Genomic DNA, 14177 nt, shown 5'->3' with positions numbered 1-14177 from the left:
CGTCAGTCTAGAAAGAGGCGTGCCACTACGCGGTCGCGGGCGGTGCGACCACGCCGGGCAGCAGCCACGCGGCGAACACCGGTCCCTCGGCGGTCAGCACGGCCGAGCCGTCTTCGGCCACCCCGAGGGTCGCTTCTCCGAAGACCTTCTCGGCGCCGATGCCGCCGATCACCAGCGGCGCCGGCAGCGCCACGTCGACCCGCCCGCGCGAGGCGAGCACGAGCACGGTGTCGTCGGCGCTCTCGCGCACGAACACGATGGTCTCGTCGTCGACGTGCAGCCAGCGCAGCCCGCCGGTCTGCAGTGCGGTGTACCGGCGACGCAGCCCGATGAGGTCGCGGTAGAGCGCGATGCGTTCGGCGATCTCGGGCTCGTCGACCCGGTCCCACGGAATCGGCGTACGGCTCTGCTCGCCGTCGGTGCCGACCAGCCCGAACTCGTCACCCGCGAACACGACCGGCAGGCCCGGCAGCGTCATCGACAACCCGACGGCCAGCGGCACGGTGCCCTCGGCCGCGTACGCCGCGAACCGCGCGGTGTCGTGCGTGTCGAGCGGCTGCATGCAGCCCAGCCGCACCCGCCACGGGATCTGCGCGGTGAACCGCTGCAGCTGATCGACGAACTGCCGCGCCGTGTAGCCGGGAAGGCCGGTGGGGATGCCGAAGAACCAGGCATCCTCGTTCGGCCCCGCGAGCCACGCCCACACGCTGCGCGTGAACGCCGGATACGTCATGGCGCCGTGCCACGCGTCACCCTGCAGGTCACTCGCCGCGTCGTTCGTCGACTCGGCCAGCAGCAGCGTGTCGGGGTTCACCTCGACCATGGTGCGACGCAGGATGCCGCGCACCTCGCTGTTGAGATCTTCGGCGCCCAGCCGCCCGGTCATGTTTGCGACGTCGATGCGCCAGCCGTCGGTGCCGTACGGGGCATCCAGCCACTTCGCCACGATGGAGTCGCGACCTTCGATGAAACGGCGCCGGAGCTCGGGTGAGTTCCAGTTGAACTTCGGCAGGCTCGGCACACCCAGCCACGACTCGTACTCGGTCTGCGCGGCATCGCGGAAGTAATAGAAGGAGCTCTCGGGCGCCCCCGGGTGCCCGTGCGCGGCGACGAACCACTCGTGTGCGTCGCCGGAGTGGTTGCTCGTGAGGTCGCCCATGATGCGCATTCCGCGCCTGTGGACGGCCTCGATCAGACGCAGGTACGCGTCGTCGCCGCCCAGCAACGGGTCGACGACGTCGAACCGCGCTGCGTCGTACCGGTGGTTCGACCTCCCCGGAAAGATCGGCGTGTGGTAGACGAGCGTCGCCCCGAGGCTCTGGATGTGGTCGAGCCTTTCGACGATGCCATCGAGGTCGCCGCCGTACACCTGATGCCCACGACCCGGCTGCTCGGGGTCGACCGGGTCACCCCAATCGGCCGGGATCGCCCAGTCGGGCAGCTCGCGCCCCTCGGCCGCGGCCGAGCGTGCGAACCGGTCGGGGAACACCTGGTACAGCACGGTGTCGGCCAGCCACTCCGGCGGCGTATTGCCGGCGACGAGCGCGAAGTCGACCGCGTCAAGCGCCTCGAGCTTGGTGTGCCCGCCCTGGCTGAGCGTCGAGGTCGTGCCGTCGTCGTGCACGAGCGCCCAGCGGTAGCCGTGACGCGGGTTCGCGACCGTGACCCGTGCCGACCACCACTCCCAGCCGCAGGCGGAGCCGTCGCGGGATGCCACGGCCCAGACCGGCTCGTGGTCGGGGTTCGAGCGCACGAACGCCCGGACGACGGGCTTCGCACCGTTCGGCACGCGCAGGCGCACGATCACCTCGTCGCCGAGTGCGGCATCCTGCGTCGAGACGTGCAGGGGCGAACCGTCGTGGTGCGGCGTGAGCATGGGGCTCCTCTTACTTGACGCTGCCGGCGGTGAGCCCGCCGACGATGTACTTCTGCAGCGACAGGAACAGTGCCATCGGCAGAATGGCCGCCAGCACGGCGCCCGCGGCGAACACGCTCCAGTTTCGCGCGGTCTCCTGCGAGACGAACTGGTAGAGGCCCACCGCAAGCGTCTGCTTCTCGGGGTCGACGAGGATCACCGACGCGATGACGAAGTCGCTCGTGGTGCCGATGAAGCTCAACAGCCCGATCACTGCGAGGATCGGCGCGACCAGACGCAGGATGATCGTGAAGAAGATGCGCGCATGGCCGGCACCGTCGATCTTCGCCGCCTCGTCGATGGACGCCGGCACGGTGTTGAAGAACCCGTACATGAGGAACGTGTTCACGCCCAGCGCGCCGCCGAGGTAGACCATGATCAGGCCGATCTGGGAGTTCAACCCGAGCACCGGGAAGATGTCGCCGATCGCCGACATGAGAAGGAAGATCGCGACGAACGCGAGCAGCTGGGGGAACATCTGCACCAGCAGCAGGGTCAGCAGGCCGAACCGGCGCCCGGTGAACCGCATGCGGGAGAAGGCATATGCCGCGAGCGCGCAGAGGATCACGGTGCCGATCGCGGTGCACAGCCCGATGACTATGGTGTTCAGGAACCACGCGCCGTACGGGCGCGTCGGGTCTTGGAACAACGCGATGTAGCTGCCGATGTCGATGTTCTGGAACAGGCCGTTCGCCGTCAGCAGCGTGCCACCGGGGTTCAGCGAGGCCGACAGCACGTACACGAGCGGGAACGCTGCGAACACGAGCATGACGATGCCGATGACGTGGCGCCAGCCGGTCTCGCGGAACCACCGCGGGAACGGGCGCCGGGGCAGGGAGGTCTGGGTGGCCATGTCAGTTCAGCTCCTCGAGCGTCTTGGTCTGGCGGAAGCTCAGGTACGAGATGAGTGCGACCAGCACGAAGATGATGATCGAGAAGGCGCTCGCCAAGCCGTAGTCGCGATCAGCGCCGACGAAGGCGACCTTGTAGACCATCGAGATCAGGATGTCGGTCTGCCCGACGTTGATGCTCGCGTCGGCGATGCGCGGGCCGCCGCCGGTGAGCATGTAGATCAGGTTGAAGTTGTTGAAGTTGAACGCGAACGATGAGATCAGCAGCGGCGCCACCGACACCAGCAGCAGCGGGAACTTGATGTGGCGGAAGATCTGCCACACGCTCGCGCCGTCGACACGGCCGGCCTCTTGGATGTCTTCGGGGATCGATTGGATGGCTCCCGTGCACACGAGGAACATGTAGGGGTACCCGAGCCACAGGTTCGTCAGCACGATGGCGAACTTCGCCAGCCACGGATCTTGCAGCCACGGTATCGATGCCCCGCCGAAGAGCACCTGGTTGATGAAGCCGAAGTCCTGGTTGTACATGCCCGCCCAGACCAGCGCCGAGAGGAAGCCGGGGAAGGCATAGGGCAGGATCATGATCACCCGGTAGAACTTCTTGCTCTTCATGCGCGGGTCGTTGAACACGATGGCCAGGAACAAGCCGAGCACGAAAGTCGTCGCCACCGACAGGATGGCGAAGACGAACGTCCAGATGAGCACGGAGAAGAACGGCCCGCGGATCGACGAGTCGGTGAACGCGCGCACGAAGTTGTCGAAGCCGACCCACACCTGCCACCCCGGCAGAAGCTGCGTGCCGTCGTCGGCAGTGAAGGCGCCGCGCCCGTCATCGTGGTAGACGACCCCCGTGGTCGTGTCGGTCATCGTGTCGGCGTCGGGGTCCCAGTGCAGGGTCGACGTGAACAGATACGCGTTCGACCCGTCGGTCGTCTTGAGGAACCCGTCGTTGGGATCGTCGGTGAGCGGCACGGAGAGGTCACCGATAGCGCCCTGGTTCTGCACTATGGCGCCGAAGTCGAGAGTCGTGAAGCCGGGGGCTCCGTCGGCGGTGGCGCCGTCGACCGGCGCGAGAGGCGTGTCTTGACCGCCGACCTCGAAGGTGCCGGTCTGCGGATCGGTCGTCAGCAGGTAGAAGGATCCATCGCGTTCAAGCACACGGATCGGATACGTCGGCGAGTCGTCGACGCGAGTCTGCGACTGCAGCAGCAGCGCGGAGACCGCATCGTCTTTCGTCGAGTTGTGCCCGGACCCGTAGTTGGTGAAGGCGATGTAGCCCGAGTAGATGACCACGAAGATCTGGAACACGACCAGGAAGATGAGCCCCGGTGTGAGGTACTTGGCCGGGAGCAGGCCCGGCTTGAGGTAGATGACATTGACCAGGAGCGTGACGGCGCCGATGATCACCGGCACCAGCCAGTTGCCCTGGGCGAGCAGCGCGAGCATCGCGTAGATCACCAGCGCGTCGATCACACCGAGCAGCACGATCTTGACGAGCCAGACCTTCCACCCGGCAGATGCCGCCTCGGCGATCGCCGCCGCGCGCTTGCGACGGCGACGGGTCGCGGCATCCACCTTCTCGGGCTCGTGCTCGAGGATCGGAGCTGTCATCGTCGACTCCTGTCTGCAGGCTCCCGCCTGCGCGGTACGAGGTGGGGCGGCACCTGTGGCGGTGCCGCCCCACCCAGGGGTACTACTTGAGCTTGGCCTCGATGTTGGAGGTCATCTTCTGCCAGCTCGACACGGGGTCGGCGCCCTTGATGATGGCGGCTTCGGTCTTGCCCCAGTCATCCCACACCGAACCCATCTGCGGGATCGACGGCATCGGCACGGCGTTCTCGCCGACCTTGCCGAAGCCGGCGATGATCGGGTCGGACTGCGCGGCCTGGTAAGCCGTGGTCAGTGCCGGCGGGCGGCCGCCGGCCTTGTACAGCGCGGTCTGCACGTCTTCGGTGGCGATGTAGTTCACCAGGAAGTCGGTGGCCGCGAGGGCGTTCTTCGACTTGGCGCTCAGGAAGAAGGTCTGCACACCGGCGAAGGGAGCAGCCGTCTCACCGCCGGCCGACGGAATCGGGTCGACGGCAACGTCGATGCCCTTGGCCTGCGCATCGGCGACGTTCCAGGGGCCGGACAGGAAGTACGGCGCCTCACCGGCGAGGAAGGCCTCCTTGGCGAGGTCCTGCGACAGGTTGAGGTTGACGACCTTCGTGCCCTTGTCGCCCTGCGAGCCCAGCCACTTCGCGAACGCCTCGCCCGAGGAGTCGCCGATGGTCAGCTTCGAGGCGTCGTATGAGCCGTCGGCGTTCTGCGCGAACACCGCGTTGCCGAACGAGGTCTGGAACGGGTACAGGTGGTACGGGTCGGAGCCCTGGGCGTCCTGACCGACCAGGAACGGGTACTTCGTGCCCGCCTTCTTGCCCGCGGCGATCATCTCGTCGAAGGTCGCCGGCGTGGAGTCTGCCAGCTTTGTGTTGCGCAGGATCGCGATGTTCTCGATCGCGTACGGCAGGCCGTAGGTCTTGCCGTCGTAGGTGACGGCCTGCAGCGCGACCTTCTCGAACTGCGACGCCTTGTCGCCCAGTTCGACGGGGGCGATGACGCCGTCCTGCACGAATCCACCGGTCCAGTCGTGACCGCCGATCGTGAGGTCGGGGCCCTTGCCTGTGGGCACCTGGGCGGTGAAGTCCTGCTGGATCTTGCCGTAGTCCTTGACGACCAGATCGACCTTGATGCCCTTGTCCTTCTGGAACTCGGCCGCGACGTCCTTGAGCGCACGCGCCCGGTCGGCGTCGACCCAGACCGTCAGGGTTCCGGACGTGGTCTTCTTCGGCGCGCTGGCCGCCTGCCCGGAGCAGCCGGCAAGACCCAGCATGCTTCCGGCGATCAGCGCCGCGATGGCGACGGCGCCCTTCTTGTTCACCCTCATCGGTGTGTGCCTCTCTGGAATCTGTGCGCGCGACCCTTCAGGGGTCTTCGCGCTCGGAACGCCTGCGATGCAAGCGCTTACATTGTTACTCAGGAGCGGCGATAGCACAATCTCGCCTTTACGTCGATATCGTCTCGTGACCTTCTCGCGGAGCACCGGCCCTTCATGGAAGCGGTTGCACAGACAGATGAGGGGATGCCGCGGCGCGGAATCACGCCATCCGCATCCCTAAGACCAAAGCTCGCCGGATAGACTCGCGGCATGGCTGACTCATCCTTCGACATCGTCTCCAAGGTCGATCATCAAGAGGCCGACAACGCGCTCAATCAGGCCCGCAAGGAGGTCGAGCAGCGCTACGACTTCAAGGGCACAGGCGCCTCGGTCGAGTGGAGCGGCGAGCAGATCCTCGTCAAGGCCTCGACCGAGGAGCGCGCAAAGGCGGTGCTCGACGTGCTCGAGTCGAAGCTCATCAAGCGCGGTATCTCGCTGAAGAGCCTCGATGTCGGCGAGCCCGTCCAGGGCGGCAAAGAGGTGCGCATCACCTCGAGCCTGAAGGACGGCATCTCACAGGACTCGGCGAAGAAGATCACCAAGCTCATCCGCGACGAGGGACCGCGCTCGGTGAAGGCGCAGATCCAGGGCGACGAGCTGCGCGTGCAGTCCAAGAGCCGCGACGATCTGCAGGAGGTGCAGCGCCTGCTGAAGGCCGCTGACCTCGACGTCGATCTCCAATTCGTCAACTACCGCTGACACAACCTCAGGATTCCCTGAAGACCCTTCGCCTTGTCCCCCATTCGGTGGACAAGGCGAAGTCGACCGGATACCTTGAGATCACTTGAAGCACTGGGGCGAGCATCCACTGGACGCCTGCACCGCCGAGACGGACTGGGGAGTCCTCGGACCGGCAGGGCGCCATCGATCAGCATGCTTGTGAGCAGAGAGTACGTGGGTACCGCGAGCCGTCGCCTGTTGGGGAACCGGGTCTCGCGGCACCCACGCTGGTTGCGCAAATGCGGCAGTCCCGTCTGGGGAACGGGCACAACGCCGAGCTGGGGACTCGACGTGCCACGACAACCATTGTCAACGGTAGATCAGTTCGTGCCAGAGATCGAGTTCGGCGCGCAGGTTCGAAGATCTCGCTCAGCGCACGTGAAGGCCGCACACAAGCCAGTCATCGAGCACCGCGTAGGCATCGGCCCGTGGCGTGACCGTCGACAGGAAGATGTCGTGGATCGCGCCGTCGATGCGCGCGAGCGTCACGAGCTTGCCCAAGCGGGTCGCAGCCTCTGCTATGTCATCGACGACCAGCACTGAATCGGTGCTCGCCATCTGCTCGGACCAGGTCAGCGCCGGTGTCGACCGCGCCGACATCAGCACGAGCACCGGACACGCGATGTCGAGCCCCGCACGCACCCGCCGATGCCCCTCGAGGATCGCCGCCAGCCACCCCGCATGCACGCGGAATCCGCGGGCGGGGCGCCAGTCTTCCCGATAGCCGGCCACGGGCAGCGCACCGACCTCGTGCTGCGCTCGTGTGTAGAAGCCGAAATCGACCACCGGGGCAAGTCCACGCGGGTCGATGCGCGCCCGCGCATTGACCAGAGGCGTGACGGCGTTGCGTCCGATCGCGCCGAGCTGCAGCTCGAGCCACGGGCTGTTCAGCACGAGCGCCGCCGCGCGGCCCGGATGCCGCGATGCCCACAGCGACAGGACGAGGCCACCGGTGGAGTGGCCCAGCAGCACCAGATGTCGCGGACCCGCGGCATCCACCCCCTGCCCCATGGCTTCCAGCGCGGCTTCGATGTCGACGTCGTACTCGTCGAGCCGGCTGATGTCGCCGGGCGTCTGTCCGGGTCGCAGGCTGCGCCCGTACTTGCGCAGGTCAAGCGCATGGAACCGCGCGCCGCGCGCGGTGAAGAACTGGGCCAGCTGGGGCTGGAAGAAGTAGTCCGACCAGCCGTGCACCGACAAGACGTCGACGCCGGCCAAAGGCAGCCGGCGCAGAGCGCGGCGCGGGATGCTGCGCACGAGTGTCGCCACGACGGGGCCCTGGTCATCGGCACCCAGCGGCAGCGTGAGCTGTTCGAACGGCGGACCGAGGAGGTCGGGCTGCCAGTCGTTCATGTCCCCAGCGTAGGGGCGCGGTCAGCGCGCGCGTACCGTCCACACCGCGGCGCCGAACGCCAGCGCTGCGAACACCAGCGCCACCACCGCCATCGGCAGCGCCGTGTGCTCGCCCCACAGTCCGACCACCGGCGAGACCACGGCCCCGACCAGGAACTGCGCGGCCCCGAGCAGCGCCGCCCCGGAGCCGCGTGCCTCGTCGGCGCGAGCCAGCGCGAGCGCCGAGGCGTTCGACATCGTGAACCCGGTGCCGCCGGTGAGGACGAATGCGCACGCGATGAACGACCCGATCTGCAGGCTCGAGGTGCTCGCCAGCACCGTGAGAGCGAGAGCGGATGCCGCGATCATGACGACACCGAGGACCAGCATCCGTCCCGGCCCGACACGGGGCGCGATGCGCGCGTTGAGCGAGTTCGACAGCACGAGCGCGAGCGCCCCCGCGGCGAACGCGAGTGCGTAGGCGAACGGGCTCATCCGCAGCACGACCTGCCCAACGAACGGGGACGCCGAGATGTAGGCCATCATCGCACCGAAGCCGGTCGCGAAAGCGAGCGTGCCACCCACGAACGCCCGATCCGTCAGCAACGCGCGGAACCGGGCCGCAAGGGCCGCGAACCCTCCGGTATGGCGCTGTTCGGGCGGCAGCGACTCGGGCACGACGAGCGCCCCGAGCGCGAGCATGACGACCGCGATCGCGGCCAGCACACCCAGCACGACCTGCCAATTCGCCAGCTCGGCGATCGCGCCGCCGATGGGCGGGGCTATCAGCGGACCGAGACCGCCCACCATCGCCATGAGGCTCAGGGCGCGCACGGCGGTGTCATCCTCGCTGAGGTCCACGGCCACGGCGCGTGAGACGACGATGCCGGCGGCTCCCGAGATCCCCTGCACGAGACGCAGCGCGATGAACACCGCCAACGTCGGCGAGAACACCAGCGCGATACTCGAGGCCGCGAACACCGCGAGCGAAGCCACGAGCACCGGACGCCGCCCGTACCGATCGGAGACGGGCCCCAGCACGAGCTGGCCGGCGCCGATGCCGAGCAGAAACGCCGTGAGCGTCAGCTGCACCGTTGCCGGCGTGCCGCCGAGGTCACGCGCTATGTCGGTGAACGACGCGAGGTACATGTCGGTCGCGAACGGACCGACCCCGGCCAGGAACCCGAGCGTGGCCAGCAGCCACGGCGTGAGTCTGCGCGCGGTCATTCGCCGCGGGAGATGCGCACCATCTCGTCGCGCGGCACCACCTTGATGCGCGCGCGCTCGTGCGGCTCACCCAGGGCGATCTCGTGCGCGTCGAGACGGTGCCAGCCGTCGAGGTCGGTCCACTTCACGTCGCGCGAGGCGAGCAGAGCGGGGATCGCGCTCTCTTCGGGGTGAGCGGGGTGCCACCAGAACGCCTGGTCGTTGATGAGATTGCGGACCGTCTCCATCGCGTCGGACTTGGTGTGGCCGATGAGGCCCACAGGTCCCCGCTTGACCCATCCGGTCGCGTACAGCCCGGGCACGTACTCGTTCGAGTCCTTGTGCAGCACGCGGCCCTCGCGGTTCGGGATGATGCCGTGCCGCTTGTCGAACGGGACGCCCGGCAGCGGGCTGCCGAAGTAGCCGATCGCCCGGTAGAGCTGCTGCACCGCGACCTCGCGCAGCTCTCCGGTGCCGACGACACCGCCCTGCCCGTCGGGCCGCGTGCGCTCGTACACGAACGCGCTGACGCGGCCCGCGGCATCCCGCTTCACTTCGACCGGGCGGGCGAAGAAATGCAGGTGCAGGCGGCGCGAGGCAGGCGCCCGACCCTCTTCGGCTGCGCGCTTGCGCCACGACTGCAGGATGCGGTCGATGACCAGCACCTGCTTGTTCGTGGCGACGGCCTGCTTCTGGGCCTCGTCGTAGTCGAAGTCCTCGTCGTTCAGGACCATGTCGACGTCGCGCAGCTCGCCCAGTTCACGCAGTTCGAGCGGCGTGAACTTCACCTGTGTCGGCCCGCGCCGGCCGAACACGTGCACATCGGTGATCTGCGAGGCGGCGAGCCCCTCGTGGACGTTCTGCGGGATCTCGGTGGGCACGAGGTCTTCGACGTGCTTGGCCAGCATGCGGGCGACGTCCAGCGCCACGTTGCCGTTGCCGATGACGGCGACCGACGACGCGTCCAGCGGCCACTCGCGCGGCACATCGGGGTGCCCGTCGTACCAGCTGACGAAATCTGCCGCGCCGTAGGATCCTGCGGCGTCGACGCCCGGCACGTCGAGCGGAGCGTCGCGGTGCGATCCGGTCGCGAAGACGACCGCGTTGTAGTGCTCGCGCAGGTCATCGAGGGTCAGGTCGGTGCCGAACTCGACATTCCCGAAGATGCGGATGTCGCCGCGGTCGAGCGTGTCGCGCAGCGCCGTGATGATGCCCTTGATGCGCGGGTGGTCGGGTGCCACGCCGTAGCGGACGAGCCCGTACGGGGCGGGCAGGCGGTCGAACAGATCGATCGACACGTCGAACTTGCGCTCGGCCTTCAGCAGGTTGTCGGCGGCGTAGATGCCGGCGGGGCCGGCGCCGACGATGGCGAGACGGAGCGTGGTCATGAGGTCCTTTCCGAGAGCGGATGCCGCGGCGCGGACGATGAGCGCGGCGACGCGGCCGCGGCGGTCAGCTGCTGCGGTCGGCGACGGCCTCGGCGAAGCGCACGAGTCCATCGCGCACCGGGCCGTCGGGCACCGGGTCGAGGGAGGCGATCGCGTCGCGCGACCAGTCGTGCGCCAGGCGCCGGGTCTGCGCGGTCGCGTCGTGGTCGCGCAGCGCCGCCAGCGCGCCGTCGAGGATCGACGGGTCGGCGCCTCCGGCGATCTCGGCGACGCCGTCGTCGATCCGCGTGCGCAGGGCGGCGGATGCGGCATCCTCCCGCTCCCCCAGCAGCAGGTACGGCATGGTCGGCACGCCCGCGCGCAGGTCGGTGCCGGGAACCTTGCCGGTCTCGCCGGGGTCGTCGCTGAGGTCGATGACGTCATCGAGCAGCTGGAAGGCGACGCCGGCCTTCTCGCCGAAGTCGTACATGGGCTGCCGGTACTCGACGGGCGCGTTGCTGAAGATGATCCCCGACTGCGCGGCCGCGGCGATCAGCGAGCCGGTCTTGTCTTTGAGTACCTGCAGGTAGAACTCCACCGGGTCGTCGCCGGGCTGCGCGCCGATGGTCTCGTGCATCTGTCCGAGTACGAGGCGCTCGAAGGTGTTCGCCTGCAGCCGGATGGCGCCTTCGCCGAGCCGCGCCATGATCTGGCTGGCGCGGGCGAACAGCAGGTCGCCGGTGAGGATCGCGATGTTGTTGCCCCACACCGCCTGGGCGGCAGGAACGCCGCGGCGCACGTCCGCGTCGTCCATGACGTCGTCGTGGTAGAGCGAGCCGAGGTGGGTGAGTTCGAGCGCGGTGGCCGCCTGCACGACCTCGGGACCGACCCCGTCACCGAGCTGGCAGGTCAGCAGCACGAGCATGGGTCGGACGCGCTTGCCGCCGGCTTCGTAGAGGTAGCGGCTGGTCGCGTCGACGAGCGGATCGGTCATCCGCAGTTCGCGGGCGAGATCTTCTTCGACGCGCGCGAGACCGTCTTCGACGGTGCGCAGCAGCCTGCGGGACCTCGCACCGGCGAAGACCCGTTCTGTGAGGCCGAGGCGGCTCGCCACGCGCGAACCCGGCACGAAGGGACGACCTGTCACGCGGTCCAGCCTACCTGGGCTCGGACGACGGGTTGATTGCACGATGGAGAGCCACGATGCCGAACGTGAGGTTGCGCCAGGCGACCTCGCTCCAGCCGGCCTGCCGCATCCAGCTCGCCAGCGTCGGCTGGTCGGGCCAGTCGCGGATCGACTCGTTGAGGTAGTCGTACGCGTCGGCGTTCGTGCTCACGACTTTGGCCGCCAGCGGCAGCACTCGGTTGTTGTAGAAGCCGTACAGCCCCGCGAACGCCTTCGAGGTCGGGTGCGAGAACTCGCAGATCACGAGCCGGCCGCCGGGCTTGGTGACGCGACGCATCTCGGCGAGCGCCTTCTTCGGCTCGACGACATTGCGCAGGCCGAACGAGATCGTGACGGTGTCGAACGCGTCGTCGTCGAACGGCAGAGCCGTCGCGTCGGCCTGCTCGAAGGTGAGATTCGGGATGCCGCCATGCCGGCGCCTGCCCTCGGCGATCATGCCGGGCGAGAAGTCGGCGGCGACCACCTCGGCGCCACTGCGCGCGAGACTCACCGAGCTGGCGCCGGTGCCGGCGGCAAGATCCAGGATGCGCTGACCGGGCCGCGGAGCGACCGCGCGGGTCGTGGCCACCCGCCACAGTTTGTCGTTGCCGAGGCTGAGCACGGTGTTCGTGCGGTCGTAACCGCCGGCGACCTGGTCGAACATGCCGCTGACCCGGGCGGGGTCTTTGCCGAGATCGGCGCGATTGTGCTCGGTGCTCATGGGCTCAGAGGGCTCGGTGCTCACCCGTCGAGTCTAGGCCGGGCTGTCTGAGTGCAGCATGGCCAGCCGGGCGAGCCACCGCTGCGCCGTCGCGTCGTCGAAGGGGGCGCTCTGCGCGGTGACCTGCGCTTTCAGCTCGGCGGCTTTGGCCGTGAGCACGTCTTGGACCTCGGCCGGGTAGCCGTAGCGCGCGCGGTGCTCGTCCCACTCGTCTTCGTCGTCGATCCAGATGCCGCGCTCGTCGTCGCAGCGGATGACATCGAGGTCCATGTCGATCGCGGTGGGCTCGGCGTCGGTCCACTGCACGTCCCACGCGATGTCGATGTAGATGCGCACCTGGCGCGGGTGCATGCCGCCGTAGAACGTGCCCGCCCAGGTCGGGTCACCCGTGATGAGGGTCACATTCGGCGACTCGGCCGTGAACTGCCGCCCGGGCCGGTGGCTGTGCCATCCCGCGGGCTGTCCGATCCAGTCGCCCTGCTCGTCCGAGCCGAGGTAGACGCCGTCGTGCTCCCAGTGCGGCGAGCCGTCCCACTTGCGCCAACGGAAGGTGAGGCGGGTGCCCGGCTCGGGGCGGTTCGGCGGCGTCACTCACCCGACGCTACTCCGCGAGAGCCGGCCGCGAGCCGGAATAGGCTGGGATCGTGACCGGATCCGCCCCTGCCCGCTTGCGCGTGCACACGCGCGAGATCGACCCCGTCGACGACCTGCTCGAATACACCGACCCGACGACCCCGCTGGTCTGGCTGCGTCGTGGCGAGGGCATGGTGGGGCGCGGCGTCGTGCTGCGACTGGATGTCGACGCCTCGTCGTCCGAGCCCCGCACCGCCGCGCTGGCACGCGCCTGGACGGCGCTCTGCGCCGATGCCGAGATCGACGACGAGGTGCAGCTGCCGGGCACCGGCCTCATCGGGTTCGGCGCCCTGACCTTCGATGAGCGCTCGGCCGCGGCGAGCTCGATCATCGTGCCGTCGCTGGTGATCGGCCGGCGCGACGGGCACACCTGGGCCACCAGCATCCACGTCCACGATGACAAGGACGAGGATGCCGCGGTCCGGCCGATCTCCTACGGACCGTACTGGTCGGCGACCCTGGGTCCGGGAGCGCTCGACCCCGACGGATACGAGGCGGCTGTGCGGGCCGGGCTCGAGGCCATCGCCGACGGCGAGGTCGGCAAGGTCGTGCTGGCCCGCGACATCGTCGGGACGATCCCCGAGGGGTCCGATCTGCGTCGCCTGCCGCATGAGCTGTCCGCGGGCTACCCCGACACCTGGACGTTCGCCGTCGACGGCCTGGTCGGCGCGAGCCCCGAGACGCTCGTCACCGCCCGGCGCGGTCGCGTCACGGCGCGCGTGCTCGCCGGGACGTTCGGGCGCGGTGCGGATGCGGACGAGGATGCCGCGGCCCGGGCCGCTCTCGCCGCCAGCGCCAAGAACCTCGACGAGCACTCGTACGCGGTGCACAGCGTCATCGAGGCGCTCAGCCCACACACGACGATGCTGTCGGCCGACGACGCGCCGTTCACCCTCGAGCTGCCGAACGTGTGGCACCTGGCCACCGATGTCGCCGGAACCCTGTCGGACGGGTCTACCTCGCTCGACCTCGTCTCGGCGCTGCACCCCACCGCCGCGGTCGCGGGCACCCCGACGGCCGCGGCAATCGAGGCGATCCGCCGCATCGAGCCGTTCGATCGGCGGCGCTACGCGGGACCGGTGGGCTGGATCGACGACTCGGGCGACGGCGAGTGGGCGATAGCCCTGCGCTGCGCCCAGTTCGAGGCCGAGGCCGTCGGCGGGGTGATCCCGGTCGCCGCCCACGCGGGCGCCGGCATCGTCGCAGGCAGCGATCCGGAGACCGAGCTGCTGGAGACGCGGGTCAAGTTCCGGCCGATCGTCGACGCCCTGGCCTGAGCACGGGCCG

Annotated in this window: 12 protein-coding genes; 2 read left to right on the top strand and 10 right to left on the bottom strand. The window is 68.7% G+C overall.

Annotation, left to right across the window (positions count from 1 at the left end):
- Positions 1–25: 25 nt before the first annotated feature.
- The 4 genes from PU630_RS03615 to PU630_RS03600 form a co-directional block, all read right to left on the bottom strand.
- Positions 26–1876, bottom strand: a complete 1851-nt coding sequence (locus tag PU630_RS03615) for a glycoside hydrolase family 13 protein (protein ID WP_275278991.1) — start codon at positions 1874–1876, stop codon at positions 26–28.
- A 10-nt stretch (positions 1877–1886) separates the two neighbouring features.
- On the bottom strand, positions 1887–2768 hold the full coding sequence (locus tag PU630_RS03610) for a sugar ABC transporter permease (protein WP_275278990.1): 882 nt from the start codon (positions 2766–2768) through the stop codon (positions 1887–1889).
- Position 2769: 1 nt separating this feature from the next.
- A complete protein-coding gene (locus tag PU630_RS03605; protein ID WP_275278989.1) occupies positions 2770–4380 on the bottom strand; it encodes an ABC transporter permease subunit in 1611 nt (536 codons plus the stop codon).
- Positions 4381–4462: 82 nt separating this feature from the next.
- A complete protein-coding gene (locus tag PU630_RS03600) occupies positions 4463–5695 on the bottom strand; it encodes a sugar ABC transporter substrate-binding protein (protein ID WP_275278988.1) in 1233 nt (410 codons plus the stop codon).
- A gap of 261 nt (positions 5696–5956) precedes the next feature.
- On the opposite strand from PU630_RS03600, the gene PU630_RS03595 reads away from it, so the two are divergent.
- Positions 5957–6445, top strand: coding sequence for a YajQ family cyclic di-GMP-binding protein (locus PU630_RS03595; protein WP_275278987.1), 489 nt, complete (start codon positions 5957–5959; stop codon positions 6443–6445).
- 390 nt (positions 6446–6835) lie between these two features.
- Here PU630_RS03595 and PU630_RS03590 read toward each other — a convergent pair whose 3' ends face one another.
- From PU630_RS03590 to PU630_RS03565, 6 genes are all read right to left on the bottom strand, one after another.
- Complete coding sequence (locus tag PU630_RS03590; RefSeq protein WP_275278986.1) at positions 6836–7819, bottom strand: alpha/beta hydrolase; 984 nt, start codon at positions 7817–7819, stop codon at positions 6836–6838.
- Positions 7820–7840: 21 nt separating this feature from the next.
- Positions 7841–9025 carry a multidrug effflux MFS transporter gene (locus PU630_RS03585; RefSeq protein ID WP_275278985.1) on the bottom strand — a complete coding sequence of 395 codons (1185 nt, stop codon included), beginning with the start codon at positions 9023–9025 and terminating at the stop codon, positions 7841–7843.
- Complete coding sequence (locus tag PU630_RS03580) at positions 9022–10392, bottom strand: FAD-dependent oxidoreductase (protein WP_275278984.1); 1371 nt, start codon at positions 10390–10392, stop codon at positions 9022–9024. The genes PU630_RS03585 and PU630_RS03580 overlap by 4 nt, the downstream gene beginning before the upstream one ends.
- Positions 10393–10456: 64 nt before the next feature.
- Positions 10457–11518 carry a polyprenyl synthetase family protein gene (locus PU630_RS03575; RefSeq protein ID WP_275278983.1) on the bottom strand — a complete coding sequence of 354 codons (1062 nt, stop codon included), beginning with the start codon at positions 11516–11518 and terminating at the stop codon, positions 10457–10459.
- 10 nt (positions 11519–11528) lie between these two features.
- A complete protein-coding gene (locus PU630_RS03570) occupies positions 11529–12257 on the bottom strand; it encodes a demethylmenaquinone methyltransferase (protein ID WP_275280017.1) in 729 nt (242 codons plus the stop codon).
- A 33-nt stretch (positions 12258–12290) separates the two neighbouring features.
- Positions 12291–12848, bottom strand: a complete 558-nt coding sequence (locus PU630_RS03565; RefSeq protein ID WP_275278982.1) for a DUF402 domain-containing protein — start codon at positions 12846–12848, stop codon at positions 12291–12293.
- 53 nt (positions 12849–12901) lie between these two features.
- On the opposite strand from PU630_RS03565, the gene PU630_RS03560 reads away from it, so the two are divergent.
- The gene (locus PU630_RS03560; protein ID WP_275278981.1) at positions 12902–14167 is read left to right on the top strand and encodes an isochorismate synthase; all 1266 of its coding nucleotides are present in this window, start codon (positions 12902–12904) and stop codon (positions 14165–14167) included.
- Positions 14168–14177: the final 10 nt, after the last annotated feature.

The sequence above is a fragment of the Microbacterium horticulturae genome (assembly GCF_029094505.1).
GTDB lineage: Bacteria > Actinomycetota > Actinomycetes > Actinomycetales > Microbacteriaceae > Microbacterium > Microbacterium horticulturae.
The sequence above is the reverse complement of the archived record's forward strand: the minus strand, read 5'-3'. Positions and strand labels throughout refer to the sequence as shown.

Excerpts from the sequence above, each read along its gene's own strand:
- PU630_RS03615 (WP_275278991.1), bottom strand. The coding sequence starts at position 1,876 with ATGCTCACGCCGCACCACGACGGTTCGCCCCTGCACGTCTCGACGCAG.
- PU630_RS03610 (WP_275278990.1), bottom strand. The coding sequence starts at position 2,768 with ATGGCCACCCAGACCTCCCTGCCCCGGCGCCCGTTCCCGCGGTGGTTC.
- PU630_RS03605 (WP_275278989.1), bottom strand. The coding sequence starts at position 4,380 with ATGACAGCTCCGATCCTCGAGCACGAGCCCGAGAAGGTGGATGCCGCG.
- PU630_RS03600 (WP_275278988.1), bottom strand. The coding sequence starts at position 5,695 with ATGAGGGTGAACAAGAAGGGCGCCGTCGCCATCGCGGCGCTGATCGCC.
- PU630_RS03595 (WP_275278987.1), top strand. The coding sequence starts at position 5,957 with ATGGCTGACTCATCCTTCGACATCGTCTCCAAGGTCGATCATCAAGAG.
- PU630_RS03590 (WP_275278986.1), bottom strand. The coding sequence starts at position 7,819 with ATGAACGACTGGCAGCCCGACCTCCTCGGTCCGCCGTTCGAACAGCTC.
- PU630_RS03585 (WP_275278985.1), bottom strand. The coding sequence starts at position 9,025 with ATGACCGCGCGCAGACTCACGCCGTGGCTGCTGGCCACGCTCGGGTTC.
- PU630_RS03580 (WP_275278984.1), bottom strand. The coding sequence starts at position 10,392 with ATGACCACGCTCCGTCTCGCCATCGTCGGCGCCGGCCCCGCCGGCATC.
- PU630_RS03570 (WP_275280017.1), bottom strand. The coding sequence starts at position 12,257 with ATGAGCACCGAGCACAATCGCGCCGATCTCGGCAAAGACCCCGCCCGG.